This is a genomic window from Pedomonas sp. (assembly GCF_036515995.1).
Taxonomy (GTDB): Bacteria; Pseudomonadota; Alphaproteobacteria; order Sphingomonadales; family Sphingomonadaceae; genus Pedomonas.
This window is the reverse complement of the sequence record NZ_DATBUP010000115.1, coordinates 1-16,470: the sequence shown is the minus strand read 5'-3', so window position 1 is coordinate 16,470 and position 16,470 is coordinate 1. Positions and strand designations below refer to the sequence as shown.

Genomic DNA, 16,470 nt, shown 5'->3' with positions numbered 1-16,470 from the left:
GATCGATATTCACATCGGATCAGAAGTTGACGCCGATGGTCAGACCGTAGGTCCGCGGATCGATGTAGTTGGCAACGGTCAGGCCGCCGAAGCTGCTGCCGAAGTCCATGAACGTGCGCGGCTTGTTCACGTCAAACGCGTTCTTCACGTATGCCGAGATGGTCCAGTCGGCATTGCCGGCCGGGATGTTGCTCAGCACGGCGCGGAAATCGACCACGGTGCGGGCCGGGATCTGCGTCTCGTAAGCATTCTGGCCAGCCGCGGTGCGGCCTTCCAGAGCGTACGGGTAGTTGAACGCCTTGGCGACGTAGTTCAAATCGCCGATCAGGTTCAGCTGGCTGCCGTTGCCGAATTCGACAGCGCGCCAATCAAGGCTTGCGCTGACCTGGTACTTCGGAGCGAAGATGAAGCCGCGGTTGTCAGCTTCGTTGACGCCGCCTTCCATGTACTCCTTGTACTTGGCATCGAGATAGGCGAACGAGCCCACGAAGTTCAGTCCGTCGAAGATCTGGCCGTTGGCTTCGATTTCAACGCCGCGGACACGGGCCTTGCCTGCGTTCAGAACGTAGGAGGAGGCTGCACCCTCGGCGGTGAACACCGACAGCTGCATGTCCTTGGTTTCGTTCCAGAAGCCAGCGATGTTCAGCGACAGGCGGTTGTCGAACAGGCGGGTCTTCAGGCCGATTTCGTAGCTGTCCAGCTTCTCCGGCTTGTACGGATTGTGCAGCTCGCGAACGTCAACGGTCTCGCCGTTGAAGCCACCCGACTTGAAGCCCTTGGCGAACTTCGCGTAGCCGTTCACCTCTTCAGAGAACTTGTAGTTGGCAACGACGGTCGGCGACACGTTGTTGTAGCTGGCGGAGTCACCGGTGTCGATCTGCGACTCATCGATCAGACCCGGGATGATCTTGCCCGGAACCTTGTCGAGGTTGAACGCAAAGCTGTTGGCCGGGTTCGCGAAGTCCACATAGTAGCGGCCCATGTTCTTCTTCTCGTGCGTGTAACGCAGACCGGCGGTCAGCGTCAGCGCGTCGGTTGCGTGGTAGTCAACCTGCGTGAAGGCAGCATAGGACTTGGTCTTGCCTGAGAAGCGCGAATCATAGGTGCTTGCGCCGCCGAAGAAGCTCTGCGGATTGAGCGTCGATGCCTTGTCCGACGAGTAGAACAGACCGACCACGTAGTCGAAGCTGCCCTGGCTGCCGGCCAGCTGCACTTCCTGGCTGAAGAACTTGTAATCGGAGTCACGGGCGGACTCGGCCAGCGGCAGCGGCGAGCCGTCCAGGTCGAGCAGGTCGTCAACCTTGACGTCGCGGTATGCGGTGATCGACTTCAGTTCGCCCAGGTCACCCGCATCGTAGCGCAGGGTCAGATTGTGACCATAGACGCGGCTGCGATCGTAGCTGTTGGAGTCGACCGAGGCGTCGCGCTGATAGTCTTCGCTGACGTACTTCTCATACGGGAAGAACGCGCCGCCGAAAGCGTAGGCCGGCGAGGTCGGATCGAAGATGCCGCCTTCACCAACGCGATACGGCTGGTTCCAGGACGGGCGCTGATTGACCTTGCTGTAGTCAAACGAATAGTCGGCAACGAAGCCATTGCCCGGATCGTAGCGGACCTGCACGAAGCCGCTCTTGCTGTTCACGCTGTCCAGCTCGTCGATGACCGGCGCGCCGGCGGTCGGAACACCGGCAACCGGGTTGGCTACGACGTCATAGAAACCGTCGCGCTTGGTGATCTGGCCCGACAGCTTCACGGCGAAATCGCCGAAGGACGGCAGGTCGATGCTGGCGCGAGCCTGGTGGTAATCGTAGTTGCCGACCGACACCTGAGCCTTGCCGCCCAGTTCGCCCGTGGGCTTCTTGGTGATGATGTTGACAGCGCCGGCCAGCGTGTTGCGGCCATAAAGCGTGCCCTGCGGACCGCGCAGAACCTCGACGCGCTCGATGTCGGCAACGTCGAAGAAGCTGCCCTGCGCCTTGCCGAGGTAAACGCCGTCCATGTACATGCCGACGGCCGGTTCCCAGCTCATCGACGGGTTCAGAGTGGTGACGCCGCGGATCGCGACCTGCGATGCGGTGGAGCTGCCCGAGCTGCGTTCGATCTTCACGTTCGGCGCAATCGAGCCGAGCTGCTCGAGGGACGTGATGTTGCGGCGCTCAAGGAACTTCTCGCCGACGGCGGAGATCGCGATGGGAACTTCCTGCAGATTCTGTTCGCGACGCTGGGCGGTCACGATGATCTCGCCCATGTTGTACGCGTCATCAATCGCAGCCGGCGCGGCGGCAGCAGGAGCCGCGGCGTCCTGCGCCAAAGCCTGAGACGACGCCAAAGCGACTACGGACGCACCAATGAAAGAAAGGACACGCACACGACCCGCATGCGACACAGATACAGACTTCATTATTCTCTCCCCTATGCCGGCCGCAGGGACGTTGCCCGCCCCATTTTGCGGTTTCCTCCCCCGAGGCCAGCAAAGTAACGCAACAGGGAGATACTACGCATCCGCGACCCGTTGTGGCAACAGGCTTCGCAGATGCGCATTAAAATACACGATATACTGCGCTGTTTTCGCCACATGTGTTAGCAGAGAAATGGGGGGGTGGGGCAAAAGCCGACCGAGACTCGGGAATTTCCGGCGATGTGCCCAAAAACAAACGGCAGGGAAAGGGCCGAACCCCTTCCCTGCCGCCAGAGAATCACATGCTACCAGCCAGTTCAACCGGGTTTATCCGGCGGGACCGGTGATGTGCGGGCGGCGGGGCCGACTCTCCAGGAGCCGGGACCCGACCGCCCTTGTTTTACGCTCAGGCTTTCGCCTTCAGCAGATCGAGCGCCACGTCCACGATCATGTCTTCCTGACCGCCGACCATCTTGCGGCGACCCAGTTCGACGAGGATCTGACGGGTGTCGAGACCATAGTCCGCGGCCGCCTTTTCGGCATGACGCAGGAAGCTGGAATAAACGCCTGCATAACCCAGAGCCAAGGTCTCGCGGTCGACGCGCACCGGGCGATCCTGGAGCGGGCGCACCAGATCTTCAGCGGCGTCCATCAGCGCATTCACGTCGCAGCCGTGGTTCCAGCCCTTACGGTCGGCCGCGGCGATGAACACTTCCAGCGGCGCGTTGCCCGCGCCCGCGCCCATGCCGGTCAGCGAAGCGTCGACGCGGATCGCGCCTTCCTGCACGGCGACGATGGAGTTGGCGACGCCCAGCGACAGGTTGTGGTGAGCGTGGATGCCCCGCTGCGTTTCCGGCTTCAGCACCCGGTCATAGGCCTGAAGGCGGGCGCGAACGCCGTCCATGTCGAGCGCGCCGCCGGAGTCGGTAACGTAGACGCACTGCGCGCCGTAGCTTTCCATGAGCAGTGCCTGCTGGGCCAGCGTCTCGGGGTCCACCATGTGTGACATCATGAGGAAGCCGGACACGTCCATGCCCAGATCTCGCGCGATGCCGATGTGCTGCTTGGAGACGTCCGCCTCGGTGCAGTGGGTCGCGACGCGCACCGAGCGCACGCCGATGTCGTAAGCGCGCTTTAGTTCCTCAACGGTGCCGACGCCCGGCAGGATGAGGGTGGTGAGCACGGACTTCTTCAGAACGTCCGCAACCGCTTCGAGCCACTCCCAGTCGGTGTGCGCGCCGAAGCCGTAGTTGAAGGACGCACCGGACAGGCCGTCGCCGTGAGCGACTTCGATGGCATCAACGCCGGCTTCATCGAGTGCCTTGGCGATGCTGCGGACGTGATCGATCCCGTACATGTGGCGGATGGCGTGCATGCCATCGCGCAGCGTCACGTCCTGGATGTACAGCTTGGTGGTGGTGGGATCAAAGCTCATGCCGCAACTCCCTTGGCGATACGGGCAGCGATCAGTTCACCGGTCGCCTTGGCCGCAGCCGTCATGATGTCCAGATTGCCCGAATAGCTCGGCAGGTAATCGCCGGCACCTTCCACTTCGAGGAAGATGGAGGTTTTGACGCCGGTGAATTCGCCGCGGCCCGGGATCTTCAGCTTGTTGTTGTCGCCATAGCGCTCGAACTGGACTTCCTGCTTGAGGCGGTAGCCCGGAACGTACTTTTGCACCTCGGCGACCATTTCCTTGACCGATGCGCGGATGGCTTCCTCGTCAGCGCCCTCGGACAGGGTGAAGACGGTGTCGCGCATGATCATCGGTGGCTCGGCCGGGTTCAGAATGATGATCGCCTTGCCCTTTTCCGCGCCGCCCACGGCCTCGATGGCGCGTGCGGTGGTACGGGTGAACTCGTCGATGTTCGCGCGGGTGCCCGGGCCTGCCGAGCGCGACGACACGGACGCCACGATCTCAGCGTAGTGCACCTTGGCGACGCGGCTGACGGCCGCAACCATCGGGATGGTGGCCTGGCCGCCGCAGGTGACCATGTTCACGTTGGTGGCGCCCAGGTTGGCTTCCATGTTCACCGGGGGAATGATGAACGGACCGATGGCCGCCGGGGTCAGGTCGACCACGCGCTTGCCGTCGGCGCGCAGGGCCTCGTCATGGACCTTGTGCGCGTAGGCCGAGGTGGCATCAAATACAATGCCGATCTCGGGGTACACGTCCATCTTCTTCAGGCCCTCGATCCCCTCATGGGTGGTGGCGACACCGCGCTCGCGCGCCATGGCCAGACCTTCCGAATTGGGGTCGATGCCGACAACCGCAACCAGCTCCATGTTCTGCGGATACTTGATCATCTTGATCATCAGATCGGTGCCGATGTTGCCCGAACCGATGATAGCCGCCTTGACCCTGGTCACTATGGGTTCCTCCTGAATTAGACGAAGCGGGCGACGCAGCGCCCGACGCCATGCAATTCCATTTCAAACACGTCGCCCGCAACGGCCGGGGCCAGCGGCACCAGCGAACCGGACAGAATGACATCGCCGGCATCGAGCGTGACGCCATACGCGCCGAGCGTATTGGCCAGCCATGCGACGGCCTCCGCCGGGGAGCCCTGCACCGCCGAGCCATAGCCCTCGGACAAGGGCTCGCCGTTCTTGGTGACGGTGACGTGGAGCGACGGCAGATCATGCGCGCGCGGGTCGACCCGCGCCTCGCCCAGTACGTAGACGCCGCACGAGGCGTTGTCGGCGACCGTGTCGACGATGCCGATCTTCCAGTCGTGGATACGGCTGTCGACGATCTCGAAACAGGGCGCGATGCTCTCGGTGGCGGCGATCACCTGCTCGGCGGTGACGCCCGGACCTTTGAGCGAGTCCTTCAAGATGAAAGCGATCTCGGCCTCGGCGCGGGGCTGGATCAGGCCGTTGGCCTTGATGTCGATGTCACCCTCGATGAACATGCGGTCGGTCAGGAAACCGAAGTCCGGCTGGTGAACCCCCAGCATGTCCTGCACAGCCTTGGAGGTGACGCCGATCTTCTTGCCGACGACGCGCTCGCCGTCCGTCACGCGCTTGTCCAGAATGCCCAGCGAAATGCCGTAGGCGTCATCGATGGTGAGCGAGGCGTCACGCCCCATCAGCGGCGGTACGGTCTGGCCGGCACGCAGCGCCTGATAGAGTTCCTCGGCGTATTTTTCGATTACACCGGAGCGATCGGTCACAGATAACCTCCGTCCTGATATATAAGCGGCGATACCGGCCCCGTGAGGCGCACGTCCTCAACGCGGACAATGACGATGCTGTGGGTGCCGTAGGGCGTCAACTGATCGATGGTGCCGGAAATATTGGCCTGCGCATCCACCAGACGCGACACGCCGTTGTGGTCCGGCTCCCAGTTGCCGACGCCGAAGCGCTCCTCGGGCGGCAGCTTGCCGCCGAACGCGCCGGAGACGTCCTGCTGGTCGCGCGCCAGCAGATTGACACAGATCGGCTGACCAACCGCCAGCGCTCCGTGAATGCTCGCCGACTGGTTGACGCAGACCAGAACGGTCGGCGGCTCCGCGCACATGGAGGTGATGGAGGTTGCGGTCAGGCCCAGCGGGCCATTGGCACCGTTGGCGGTGATGACGGCCACGCCCGAGGCGAGACGGCGCATCGCCCCCTTGAACCCTGCCCGAAGTTCATCGGACAGGACGGCACCACCCGGAGCGGCATCAGCCGCTTTGAGAACAGTCTCAGCCACGGAGAAACTCGACGGAATAACGGTTGAACTCGTCCGCCCGCTCGACCTGCACCCAGTGACCCACCTTGTTGAAGGTGATGACACGCACGTCCTCGCACTGGTCGAGGAAGTAGTTGATGCCGGAGAGCGGCATGAAACGCTCCGCACTGCCCCAGAACACCAGGATCGGCATTTTCAGCTCGCCAAGGCGCGGCTGGAGGTTCGGCGTGCGCATGCGCACGATCACGTCCTTCGGTTGGGTGCGGGCAACGGCAAAGCGTTCCTTCACCAGCGCGTCGGTGACGTGAATGGGGTCATGCACCAGATTGGTGATGAGACGGCGCTGCTCGTCCTCGTTGAAGTCCGGCCCGCCGAAGGAGCTGACCATGCCCGCAATGCCCGGCATGGCGAAGTAGGCTTCGCGCTCTTCGATGCAGCCCGGAGCCATGAGGATGAGGCGCTCGATAAATTCAGGGTGATCCAGCGCCATCTGGAGGGCGATGCCGCCGCCCAGAGAATTGCCGACCAGCGTCGCCTTCGTGATGCCCTGTTTTTGCAGTGCTTCATAAAGCGTGTCGGTGAACAGCTGGAGGGTGTAGTCGATCCCCTCCGGCTTGGAGGATTCACCGTAGCCGATCAGGTCAGGCAGGACGACGCGGAAGCCCGCATCCACAAACGGCGGGACGTTTTGACGGAAGTTCGACTGGCCCGAAGCACCGGGGCCGCTGCCGTGGATGAACACCACGGCGGCGCCGTTCTCCGGACCGGTTTCGTTGATGACGATGTCATAACCGCCTTCAACGTTGTGAACGCTTCTGCGAAGCTCCGCCATTTCGCGACTCCCTGACCTGACCTTGTTTTCTCGGCTCTATCTTCCGGCTTCTTACACGAACATGAAGCTCGGCGGCTGACCCAGCATTCCGCCGACCAGATCGGCTGCGGTATTGTTGGGGTCGTTGGCGACGTGCGCACGCGCGGCCATCAGATCAAGCCAGGGCTGGATGATCGGGCTGTGCATATAGATGGCACGGCCACCCAGCAGCGGCAGCAACTCGTCCACCAGCGCCGCACAGCGGCGCACAACCGACGCGGACTGGAAGCGATAGAGGGTGCGCTTTTCCATCGGCACGTCCTCGCCGCGCTCGGCATGAGCGAGCATATCGTCCATGTTGCGGCGGAGCGTGACTTCCATTTCATCCACCTGCGCCATTACGCGTGCAATGGCGGAGAGCAGGAACGGATCGGCCTTGGATGCCTTGCCGGTGTTGGTGGACACGCGGCTCTGCGCGATCTCCAGAGCGGTCTTGGCCGCGCCCTTGGCAGCGCCCAGAGCCGAGGTGGAGACGAGACGCAGGAAGATCTGCGCCCACGGCAGGCAGTAAAGCGGCGCGTCGTTCTCGGCCTGACCCGGATTGCGGCAGAGGAAGCCGTCAACCGACTTGTGGGTGCGGTAATCAGGCACGAAGGCACGATCGACCACGATGTCCTGCGAGCCGGTGCCCTGCAGGCCGAACACGTGCCACTTGTCGTCGATGACGTAATCCTTGCGCGGCACAAGGAAGGTGCGCATGTCGGGCGCATCGCCTTCCTTCTCCGGCGGGATCATGGCGCCCAGCAGAACCCACTGGCAGTGATCGGAGCCGGAAGAGAAGCCCCAGCGGCCCGACAGATAGAAGCCGCCCTCGGTGCGCTCGACCTTGCCGACCGGCTGGTACGACGAGGAAATGAGAATGGAGGTGTCTTCACCCCAAACGTCGATCTGCGCCTGGTTGTGGAACAGCGCCAGCTCGTACGGGTGACCACCGACCACGCCATACACCCAACCGGTGGACATGCAGCCTTCGGCCAGCAGCTTCTGCACCTCGTAAAATACGTTCGGGTGCATTTCGTATCCGCCCCAGCGCTTCGGCTGAAGGATGCGGAACAATCCGGCTTCCTGCAGCTCTGCAATGGTCTCATCCGGCACCTTGCGCTGCGCGACGGTCTGCGCGGCGCGAGCCTTGAGAGTCGGAATCATCGCACGAGCGCGCTCGATCAGAACTTCCGGAGACGGAATGCCCTGCTCCGCTCCGCCCTGCGCCACACCGTGAGCGGCAGACACTGCTGTATCGACAACGCTCATGATTGAATTCTCCTGTTGCTTGCAGTCCCTGAATGCCTGCTTTATGCGTAAAAACTCTATCGGTTCTCTACGCAACCTGTCAAGCGCGTTCTGGAAATCCCTATATAGTCGTCAGTTGAGGGCCATATTGCCACGATCTGCCAAAATCGTGCATGTCCCCCGGCGGCGTCCTCCTGCCCTGCCCGACCCAAGCCCCGATGAAACAAGGCTTTTAAGCCGGACATCTCACCACTGGTTCAAATACCTCCCCCGGAAACCCTGCGGTGAGTTGTTACTTACTTCTTGTCGTCCGTAACCGGGCAAGATAGTCTCTTGTCGACAATAGAAGAATTTTTGTCGACCGCCACAGCGCATTTCAGCTGCCAGGCGAGAATCAGAAGGGGAGGATGCGTTGATCAACGCTGCTGAAAACACGCAAACAAGTGTTCGTCTGAGCATGGGCCACGTGGCCCTCCACTATGCCCGCCCGGAAGACGGCCCAACGGCCGCCAAACTGCTCAGCCTGATCGGCCTTGTGGAAACGCAGGATCTGCCGCTGCCCAACGGTACGCACTTCTACCGGTTCGTGGTGCACAACGACCACTATGCGCGCGGCGACGGCATCTTCTATCTGTCAGCCGTGCCGGAGGCGCAGCAGAAACTGGTGGACGCGGTTCGCGATGCGCTCAAGATCGGCACGGCCGAGGAACACCCAAGCGTGGGCGAAATGCGCGCCGCCCTGGTGGCCGACCCGGAGTACAGCTTCCATATCGGCCTCTTGGCGGATTCGCTGGAAGCGGTGGAACAGCTGGTGCTGGATTTGCGCGCGCTGGAGGCGACTGACCCCGCGTTCAAAGGCCGCCTCAAAATCACGCTCAACCGGCCGATGCCGGGCGATGCGCAGATCGATGCACGGCTCGATGCCTCTCCGGCGTTCGGCGACGTGACGCGCTACGCTTACGGGCGCAACGGCCTTCAGGTATTTATCGAGACCGACCTTCTGGTCAGCGGCACGCTGGGCGAGAGCACCGTGATCGAGATCGATTACGTCTTCCCCGGCCACAAGAGCCACGTGCTGTCCGTCGTCGAGCTGGGCTGAGGGGAGCGGCCTGCGCCCCTTCCCTTTTTATTGAAGCCAGCTGAAGCCAGAAGCAGGGATTTCCACATGACAGTTGATCCGCAAATTGCCGCGATGCTTGCCAACGCGCCGGAGTTTCCAACCGCAGGCAGCATTCCCGTCGACGTGCTGCGCAAGGCCGTACGCGACAGCTCGACCGCCATTCCCGGCCCGAACGTGCCGATTGCCGCCGTTGAGGACCGCACCATTCCCGGCCCGGGCGGCGAGCTGCCCATTCGCCTCTACACGCCGGTTGGCACCGGCCCGTTCCCCATTGTGGTCTATTTCCACGGCGGCGGCTGGGTGGTGGGCGACCTCGACACCCAGGACATGATTGCCCGTGGCCTGTGCGCCGGCTCGGAGAGCATCGTCGTCTCCGTCGACTACCGGCTTGCGCCGGAAAATCCGTTCCCGGCCGCGATCGAGGACGCCTGGGCCGCAACCCAGTGGGCCTATGCCAACGCGCGCGAGATTGGCGGCGACCCGGAGCGCATGGGCGTGGCCGGAGACAGCGCCGGCGGCTCGCTGGCGGCGGTGTCGGCTATTTTCGCCCGCGACGCCGGCGCTCCTGCCTTACGCGCGCAGGTCCTGTTCTATGGCGCGTGCAACTATCCCTCGGTCGAGACCCCATCGGCCAAGGAATACGCCAACGGGCCGATATTGCGGCGCGAAGACACCATGTATTTCTGGAGCCAGTACCTGACCGACCCGGAGCGGGAGCAGCACGATTTCCGCGCCTCCCCCTTGCGGGCAGAAAGCCACGCGGGGCTGGCCCCGGCGTTCGTGGGCACGGCGGAATGCGACCCGTCTCGCGATGATGCGGAGAACTACGGCCAGAAGCTTAAGGACGCGGGCGTCGAGGTTGACGTGCAGCGCTACAAGGGAATGATCCACGGCTTCGTCTCGTGGGTCGGCTTCCTGCCCGGCGCACAGCAGGCAATGGCCGATGCGAACACCTTCCTGAAACGCCAGTTCGCCAAATAAGATCAAGCACGGAATAAGGCCGGGGCATATCCTGGCCGGGGGAGAGACAATGGCAATCGACAAGCAGAAATTCTCCGGGGGCGTTGCGGTCATTACCGGCGCGGGCGCGGGCATCGGCTCCGGTCTGGCACGGCGCGCGGGCGCGCTCGGCATGACGGTGGTTGTAACCGACATCAACGGCGCGGCGGCCGAGAAGGTAGCCGAGGAGATCCGGGCCAACGGCGGCAAGGCCGAGGCGATGGTGGTGGACGTCTCAAAGCCCGCCGAACTGGACCGGCTGGCCGAGGAGGTGTTCGCCCGCCACGGCGAGGTGCGGCTGCTGGTCAACAACGCCGGCATCGAGACTCTGGGGTATACATGGGAAATTCCGGCGGAGCGCTGGGAGGCGACGCTCAACATCAATATCCACGGCGTCATTCACGGCGTGCGCGCCTTCGTGCCGAGAATCATCAAGACCGGCAAGGAAGCGTGGATCGCCAACCTCGCCTCGGTCGGCTCGTTCGGCATGATGCCGACCCAGACCGCCTATATGGTGACCAAGCACGCCATCCAGTCGTTCAGCGAGTGCCTCTATCTGGAAATGGAGCTGGCCAATCTCCCGATCCATGTATGCTCGGTGATCCCGGGCATGATGAAGACCAGCATCTTCAATGCCGAGGCAGGCAAGGGCGAACCGGACAGCGCCGCCCGTCACCGCAAGGCGATGCACGACATGATGGCCGCCTACGGGATGGATCTGGATGAAGGCTGCAAGGTCATTCTGGAGCAGGTGGCAGAGAACAAGTTCTGGTGCTCGACCCAGCCGGAGATGACCGAGTCCATGGTGGCCGAGCGCATCGAATACCTGCGCACCAAGGCCAACCCGAAACTGGCGGAGCAGGCGCGGCAAATTCTGGCCGTTTGATTTTGCTGAAAGTTCTGATCGGAAAGACGGAGGGGCCGATCGGCCCCTCCTTTTTTATATCAGTCCTTTACAGTTTGACGACCCGGCAATTGGGGGTTGGAAAGTCTTCCGCCTCGATCCAGCGCCAGAGCGCGGTGCCCTGCCGGTGCCCGGCGATGTCCACCCAGTTGCCGTAACCGGGGTCCTCCTCGGCACAGACGACGATGACCCGGCCGTCCGGCTCGTATTTGGCCTGCGCGCTGTTGATCCAGATCTTGTGGTTGACGTGATCAAGGGATTCCATCCACCAGTTGTCGATCTGGAAATTCCAGAAGCGGCATTTGGGCGGCATGACTTCCAGCACCCATGCCTCGCCGGGCTGGAGATCATAGTAGGCGTGGCCGTACCAGATTTTCGGATCTCCCCCGGCGCGATACCAGACGGACTGGTCCGCCTCGTAAATCCGGTTGGGGGTTTGCTTGAACCACTCCGACCAGTCGGCAAAAGTATTGGCGGTGCCCCTCACCCACGCGGCCGACCCCGCAAGCTGGGCCTCGATCACCTCGGGCGTGAGCAGCGCGGGATGAGGCGGGCCGCCGATGCATTCTATATGGATCTCGGCAGGGACCTGCGTCTTCTTGTCCTCGAACGTCTGGCGGATGATGAGGAGAGAGGTATCATCCGCCATCGGAAGCCAGTTCTTCGCATGCGGCGTCGTGCTGGCAATGATCTCGAAACTGCCGTCCGGGTTCACATCCACATCGGCAAATTCGATCTCGCCGGTCGAGACCATGGTGCCGTCAACGGCGTAGCGGTTGGCCTTGGTGCCGAGGCTCAGGTAAGGCACCGTGCCCCGCTTGCCCCAGATGCGATACTGCCGGTCGCCCTTGATGACGGCCTGCTCGTAGATATTGTCCGGATTGTCCGCGCCGATTTTGATCTTGTCATCGGTCAGCTGGAAAATGCGGGGAAAATCCGGATCGGACGAGTCCACCAGCATGTTGAGCGCGGTGCGGGTGAGACGGCTGAGATAGCGCAGCCCCTCCGCCTGATCGAGCGGCGTTGCGGGAGATTCAGCGCGCAGGAGCACCTCTCCCGCCTCGGCCAGCTCGTTGCAGAAGTTTCGCCACACGTGCGCAAGGCGCACATTCCCTTCGTTGGTGAGGTTCGAGGTCTCGGTCATGCGCACTCCTTTTGCGGAACCAGAGGTCATGATGCGTGCGAATCAGTGAACAGTAATGCTGAGCGTATACTTGTTTGCGCAATTAATCAGGGGGGACATATTCCCAGCGACTCCTCCGGCCGCTAGAAGTAAGTAGATACTCAAAAGGAGATTTCTGCAATGGCGGCTTCCCAGTTTTCCTTCACCAAGATCGTGGTCAGCGACGTCGACGCGGCCCAGCGATTCTATTGCGACGTGCTGGGACTAGCGCTTGTGCTGCGGTTCCAGACGGGCGAGGGCGAGTTCGAACTGGACGAGGCCATTCTTTCCGCCAACGGCGCTTATGACGGCGGGCACAATCTCATCGTCATCCGCTACATCAACCAGCCTGCACCAAAACCGGGCGAAGGCATTTTCGGCTTTACGGTTGAGGATGTGGATGCAACGATCACGGCAGTTCTGGCGGCCGGGGGCACACTGCACCGCCCTGCCCGTCTTCTCGAAGAGCACGGGATCAAGGTGGCATTCGTGAAGGACCCAGAAGGCCATTTGCTGGAACTGGTCGAGATGCTGCCCAAGGCAGGCTGACGACAGGAAAACGAGAATAAGAATGCGCGGGCAATCTCAAGCGGCTGCCCGCGCGGGGAGAAGTGAATTGAAGCGATTTGCAGACAAGGCGGTCATCGTTACCGGCGCGGCATCGGGCATCGGCAAGGCGACCGCCGAGCGGATGGCAGCGGAAGGCGCGAACGTGATCGTGGCCGACATCAACGAGGCGGGCGCCGCTGAAGTGGCCGCTGCCATTTCCGCGCAGCACGGCGTGAAGGCCAAGGCGATCAAGTTCGATGCCAGCAAGGTGGAAGACTGCGACCGGCTTGTGGCGGAGTCGGTTGCCGAACTCGGCCGCATCGACGTGCTGGTGAACAACGCCGGCATCATGGAGTGGTGCCGCTCGGTCGATTACACCGCCGATGCCTGGAACCGCATTATTTCCGTCAACCTGAACGCCGTATTCCATGTGAGCCGCGCGGCGCTGCCCCATCTGCTGGAAACGCAGGGCAACATCGTCAACATGTCCTCCGCCGCAGGGCTTCAGGGCGTGGCGTTCGCTCCGGCCTATTCGGCCACCAAGTCGGCCGTGATCGGCCTCACCCGCTCCATGGCGGTGGAACATGCGGACAAGGGCGTGCGCGTCAATGCCATCTGCCCCGGCGCGGTCGACACGCCGCTCAACACCAAGGTCGCCCCGATGCCGGAGTGGCTGGACATGAGCAAGATCGCAACCCTGTTCCCCAAGACCAAGAAGTCTTCCGCACCGGAGGAAATTGCGGGCGCGGTGGCATACCTTGCCTCCAGCGATGCCTGCAACGTGACCGGCATCACGCTGTCGGTGGATGGCGGCCAAACCGCCTGATCTGCTGATCGCGCAAAGAAAAAGGGCGGCCCGCAATTAGCGAGCCGCCCTTTTTTCGTTGCAGCTTGTGGCTGCTGTTACTGCACGATCGCCGGGTGCGGAATGCGCGGATCACCCAGCATGGAGCGGTGGGACGGCGGCTTGCGGCCGCCTTCCTCTGTGATGCCATAGCGCTCTGCCATTTCAGCGGAAATGACGGTCTGGCCGTTCAACTCGTCCAGCTTCGGATCCTCGGAAATGGCGCGGATGACGCGACCGTTGAATTCCGGCGTTTCGGCCTGCGACATGAAACCTTCGTACTGCTCCGGGTGCTCGGCCAGCGTGCGCTTGCTGCGCTCGGTCAGCAACGGGCCCATCCACAGCGAAACGGCGGCAACGCCGGTTCCGCGGAAATCAACGCCCATGTCGGCCGCGAACTTGTCGACGCCGGCCTTCTGCGCACCGTAAGCCGGGCCGTGCATATAGCACACCGAGCCGAACGAGGAGGTGAAGGTGATGAGGCCGCTGCCCTGCTTCACCATGATCGGCGCAGCATAGTAGGACGCCAGGTAGTGCGAGCGCAGGCCCACATCCAGAATGTTCACCAGATCCGCAGACTTCTGCCAGAACGGGCCGGGCTTCACCAGATCATCGTGGATGAAGGTGACGTTGTTGACCAGCACGTCAAGACGGCCGCTCTCGCGCTGGACCCGCTCGAACAGGGCGGCGATCTCGGCCTCGCTGGAGTGATCGACCTGAACGGCGATGCCCTCGCCGCCTGCGGCGGTCACGGCTTCAGCGGCGTCTCCGATGGTGCCCGGCAGCGGGGCGACGCCCGGCGTGACTGTGCGGCCGGTGACATAGACGCGCCAGCCCGCTTCTCCCAGGGCAATGGCGATGCCACGACCGGCACCCCGGCTTGCGCCGGTAACGACGGCAACTTTGCGTTCATTGGCCATGACTTGACGATCTCCCACAACGTAAGGGACAGAGCCGAGAGCGGCAGCGACGGCCTGTCCGGGCTTTTTATGAATTGGGCGCACCCTTCCACCGCTGCCCCTTCCAGCGGAGGGAGCACTGAATATTCTTATGTCAGGCGGAAAGATATGCCGGAAAGCGGAGCGGGCCGCCGCACTCGGCGACGACCCGACCCATGTCTTTTAACCCGCGGCGGAGGTCTTGCCTGCCGGGCGCTTGTCCATGGTCACGGTCAGACCATTGACGCGCTTCTGGAAATCACCAGCGCGATCACGCGGGTTGTAGAACTGCTTGTACCAGATGCGGACCTTGCCGTACGGGCCGTCCTGCGGAATGGCCAGCGGATTGAAGCAGTCACGCTTGTTGTCCCAGATTTCCACATCCTGGGCAAAGGCGAGGCGGCTCATCTCCTGATACTCAAAAGCGGCTGCGCGATCCGCGTCGGTGGTCTCGCGGCTGCCATCGTGCACCTTCACCATGAGGGCGTGCCAGCAGCGCACCTTGCCGTCATCGATCGGGGTGTTGGCGATCATGATGAACGACGGGTAAGCGCCGCCCATTTCCGACTGCAGGAAGCCCGGACCTTCGTACCAGGTGTCCAGCACCAGCTGATCCTCCGGATTGGTGGTCAGCGTGCGGTGACCCGCGCTGTAGTACTGGTGGACGATGTGGCCCTTGAACTCGTTGGCGAAGTAGGTGAAGTCCTTCGCGCCGTGAATGGGCACGAAGTGACCGAAGTCCGCCATGTTGTCGACGATCTCGATGCCGTGGCAGTTCAGATCGCCCATGAAGTCGATCTTCCAGTTGACCCAGCCCGGCTCGTTCCAGTGGCCGCCGAAGTTCGGCAGTTCCCACTGCGGCTCCAGACCCTCAGGGCAGTGCCACATCCAGATGATGCCGGCGCGCTCGACGATATGGAAGGTCTTCAGGCAGGCGGCCTTGGGGATGAACTTCTCGGAATAGGGAATGTCATCGCACTTGCCGTCCGGGCCGAAGCGCCAGCCGTGGAACGGGCAGCGGATCGAATCGCCCTGCACCTGCTCGCCGTCACGCACGATGTAGGAGGTGGTGTTCTTGGCAAGGTGAGCGCCCATGTGCGGGCAGTAGGCTTCCACCAGATGGGGCGTGCCAGTCTCACCACGGTACAGAACCATATCCTGACCGAAAAACCGCAGCGGAATCGGCTTGGTGGTTGCTTCTTCCGAACCCGCGATCATGAACCATCCGCGCGGGAAGGCGAACTCGCCCAGACCATATTCGGCGGAAGTTGCCATGTTCATCCTCCTCCCAGACATCCCCGAAACACAAGGGGCATTTCATTAGCAATCGTACCTTGGTGCGCATCACTTCGCAAGATACTTAGTCAATCGCGTAATCTTTAATATATGCATAGCCAAATGACGCATTTGCTACGCATTGACGCACCGATACCCCTGAAGACGAAACAAGCCGGCAAATCGGCCGCGCCGGATCGAGCGAAACGTCACCCCGGATATGCCTCGCCCCGACGCGGAAACGGTGCAGCCCGGCGGGGAGAGGCCGAATAACCTGAAACATTACGCTTTCAGGATCATATCGGCCGCCTTCTCCGCGATCATCATGGTCGGCACATTCGTGTTGCCGCCCGGCACCATGGGCATGACCGAGGCGTCAACGACGCGAAGCCCTTCAACGCCATGCACCCGCAGCTGCGGATCGACCACCGCCCGGGCATCGCGGCCCATGCGGCAGGTGCCGACGGTATGAATGTCCGCGATGGCGGTCTCGCGCAGGTAGGC

The 16,470-nt window shown here is 62.4% G+C and carries 16 protein-coding genes; 5 read left to right on the top strand and 11 right to left on the bottom strand.

Annotated features, from left to right (window positions below):
• Positions 1-19: 19 nt before the first annotated feature.
• The 7 genes from VIG90_RS08840 to VIG90_RS08810 all read right to left on the bottom strand — a co-directional run bounded on the left by VIG90_RS08840 (position 20) and on the right by VIG90_RS08810 (position 8,091).
• Entirely contained in the window at positions 20-2,401 is a 2,382-nt protein-coding gene (locus VIG90_RS08840; protein WP_331593131.1) for a TonB-dependent receptor, read from the bottom strand.
• A 403-nt stretch (positions 2,402-2,804) separates the two neighbouring features.
• Complete coding sequence (gene dmpG, locus VIG90_RS08835; RefSeq protein WP_331593130.1) at positions 2,805-3,833, bottom strand: 4-hydroxy-2-oxovalerate aldolase; 1,029 nt, start codon at positions 3,831-3,833, stop codon at positions 2,805-2,807.
• Positions 3,830-4,768 (bottom strand): acetaldehyde dehydrogenase (acetylating), encoded by a 939-nt coding sequence (locus VIG90_RS08830; RefSeq protein WP_331593129.1) that lies wholly within the window; start codon positions 4,766-4,768, stop codon positions 3,830-3,832. Before VIG90_RS08830 ends, dmpG begins: the two co-directional genes overlap by 4 nt.
• 17 nt (positions 4,769-4,785) lie before the next feature.
• On the bottom strand, positions 4,786-5,490 hold the full coding sequence (locus tag VIG90_RS08825) for a fumarylacetoacetate hydrolase family protein (protein WP_414695485.1): 705 nt from the start codon (positions 5,488-5,490) through the stop codon (positions 4,786-4,788).
• A gap of 80 nt (positions 5,491-5,570) precedes the next feature.
• Entirely contained in the window at positions 5,571-6,095 is a 525-nt protein-coding gene (locus VIG90_RS08820) for a flavin reductase family protein (protein ID WP_331593127.1), read from the bottom strand.
• Entirely contained in the window at positions 6,088-6,906 is an 819-nt protein-coding gene (locus VIG90_RS08815; RefSeq protein WP_331593126.1) for an alpha/beta fold hydrolase, read from the bottom strand. The genes VIG90_RS08820 and VIG90_RS08815 overlap by 8 nt, the downstream gene beginning before the upstream one ends.
• Positions 6,907-6,957: 51 nt before the next feature.
• Entirely contained in the window at positions 6,958-8,091 is a 1,134-nt protein-coding gene (locus tag VIG90_RS08810) for a flavin-dependent monooxygenase (RefSeq protein ID WP_331593144.1), read from the bottom strand.
• Positions 8,092-8,587: 496 nt separating this feature from the next.
• Here VIG90_RS08810 and VIG90_RS08805 point away from each other — a divergent pair, with 496 nt between their 5' ends.
• From VIG90_RS08805 to VIG90_RS08795, 3 genes are all read left to right on the top strand, one after another.
• Positions 8,588-9,274 (top strand): hypothetical protein, encoded by a 687-nt coding sequence (locus tag VIG90_RS08805; RefSeq protein WP_331593125.1) that lies wholly within the window; start codon positions 8,588-8,590, stop codon positions 9,272-9,274.
• A 66-nt stretch (positions 9,275-9,340) separates the two neighbouring features.
• On the top strand, positions 9,341-10,276 hold the full coding sequence (locus VIG90_RS08800) for an alpha/beta hydrolase (RefSeq protein WP_331593124.1): 936 nt from the start codon (positions 9,341-9,343) through the stop codon (positions 10,274-10,276).
• Positions 10,277-10,325: 49 nt separating this feature from the next.
• Positions 10,326-11,180: an SDR family NAD(P)-dependent oxidoreductase gene (locus VIG90_RS08795; protein ID WP_331593123.1), complete on the top strand. Its 855-nt coding sequence runs from the start codon at positions 10,326-10,328 to the stop codon at positions 11,178-11,180.
• A gap of 67 nt (positions 11,181-11,247) precedes the next feature.
• On the opposite strand, the gene VIG90_RS08790 is transcribed toward VIG90_RS08795, so the two are convergent.
• Positions 11,248-12,342 (bottom strand): DUF1214 domain-containing protein, encoded by a 1,095-nt coding sequence (locus tag VIG90_RS08790; RefSeq protein WP_331593122.1) that lies wholly within the window; start codon positions 12,340-12,342, stop codon positions 11,248-11,250.
• A gap of 159 nt (positions 12,343-12,501) precedes the next feature.
• Here VIG90_RS08790 and VIG90_RS08785 point away from each other — a divergent pair, with 159 nt between their 5' ends.
• Both VIG90_RS08785 and VIG90_RS08780 read left to right on the top strand, forming a co-directional pair.
• Positions 12,502-12,909, top strand: coding sequence for a VOC family protein (locus VIG90_RS08785; protein ID WP_331593121.1), 408 nt, complete (start codon positions 12,502-12,504; stop codon positions 12,907-12,909).
• 67 nt (positions 12,910-12,976) lie between these two features.
• The gene (locus VIG90_RS08780) at positions 12,977-13,735 is read left to right on the top strand and encodes an SDR family oxidoreductase (RefSeq protein ID WP_331593120.1); all 759 of its coding nucleotides are present in this window, start codon (positions 12,977-12,979) and stop codon (positions 13,733-13,735) included.
• 77 nt (positions 13,736-13,812) lie between these two features.
• Here VIG90_RS08780 and VIG90_RS08775 read toward each other — a convergent pair whose 3' ends face one another.
• The 3 genes from VIG90_RS08775 to VIG90_RS08765 form a co-directional block, all read right to left on the bottom strand.
• A complete protein-coding gene (locus VIG90_RS08775; RefSeq protein WP_331593119.1) occupies positions 13,813-14,673 on the bottom strand; it encodes an SDR family NAD(P)-dependent oxidoreductase in 861 nt (286 codons plus the stop codon).
• A gap of 201 nt (positions 14,674-14,874) precedes the next feature.
• Positions 14,875-15,966 (bottom strand): Rieske 2Fe-2S domain-containing protein, encoded by a 1,092-nt coding sequence (locus tag VIG90_RS08770; protein ID WP_331593118.1) that lies wholly within the window; start codon positions 15,964-15,966, stop codon positions 14,875-14,877.
• 282 nt (positions 15,967-16,248) lie between these two features.
• On the bottom strand, positions 16,249-16,470 hold a 222-nt coding region (locus VIG90_RS08765; protein ID WP_331593117.1), incomplete at its 5' end, for a GMC oxidoreductase.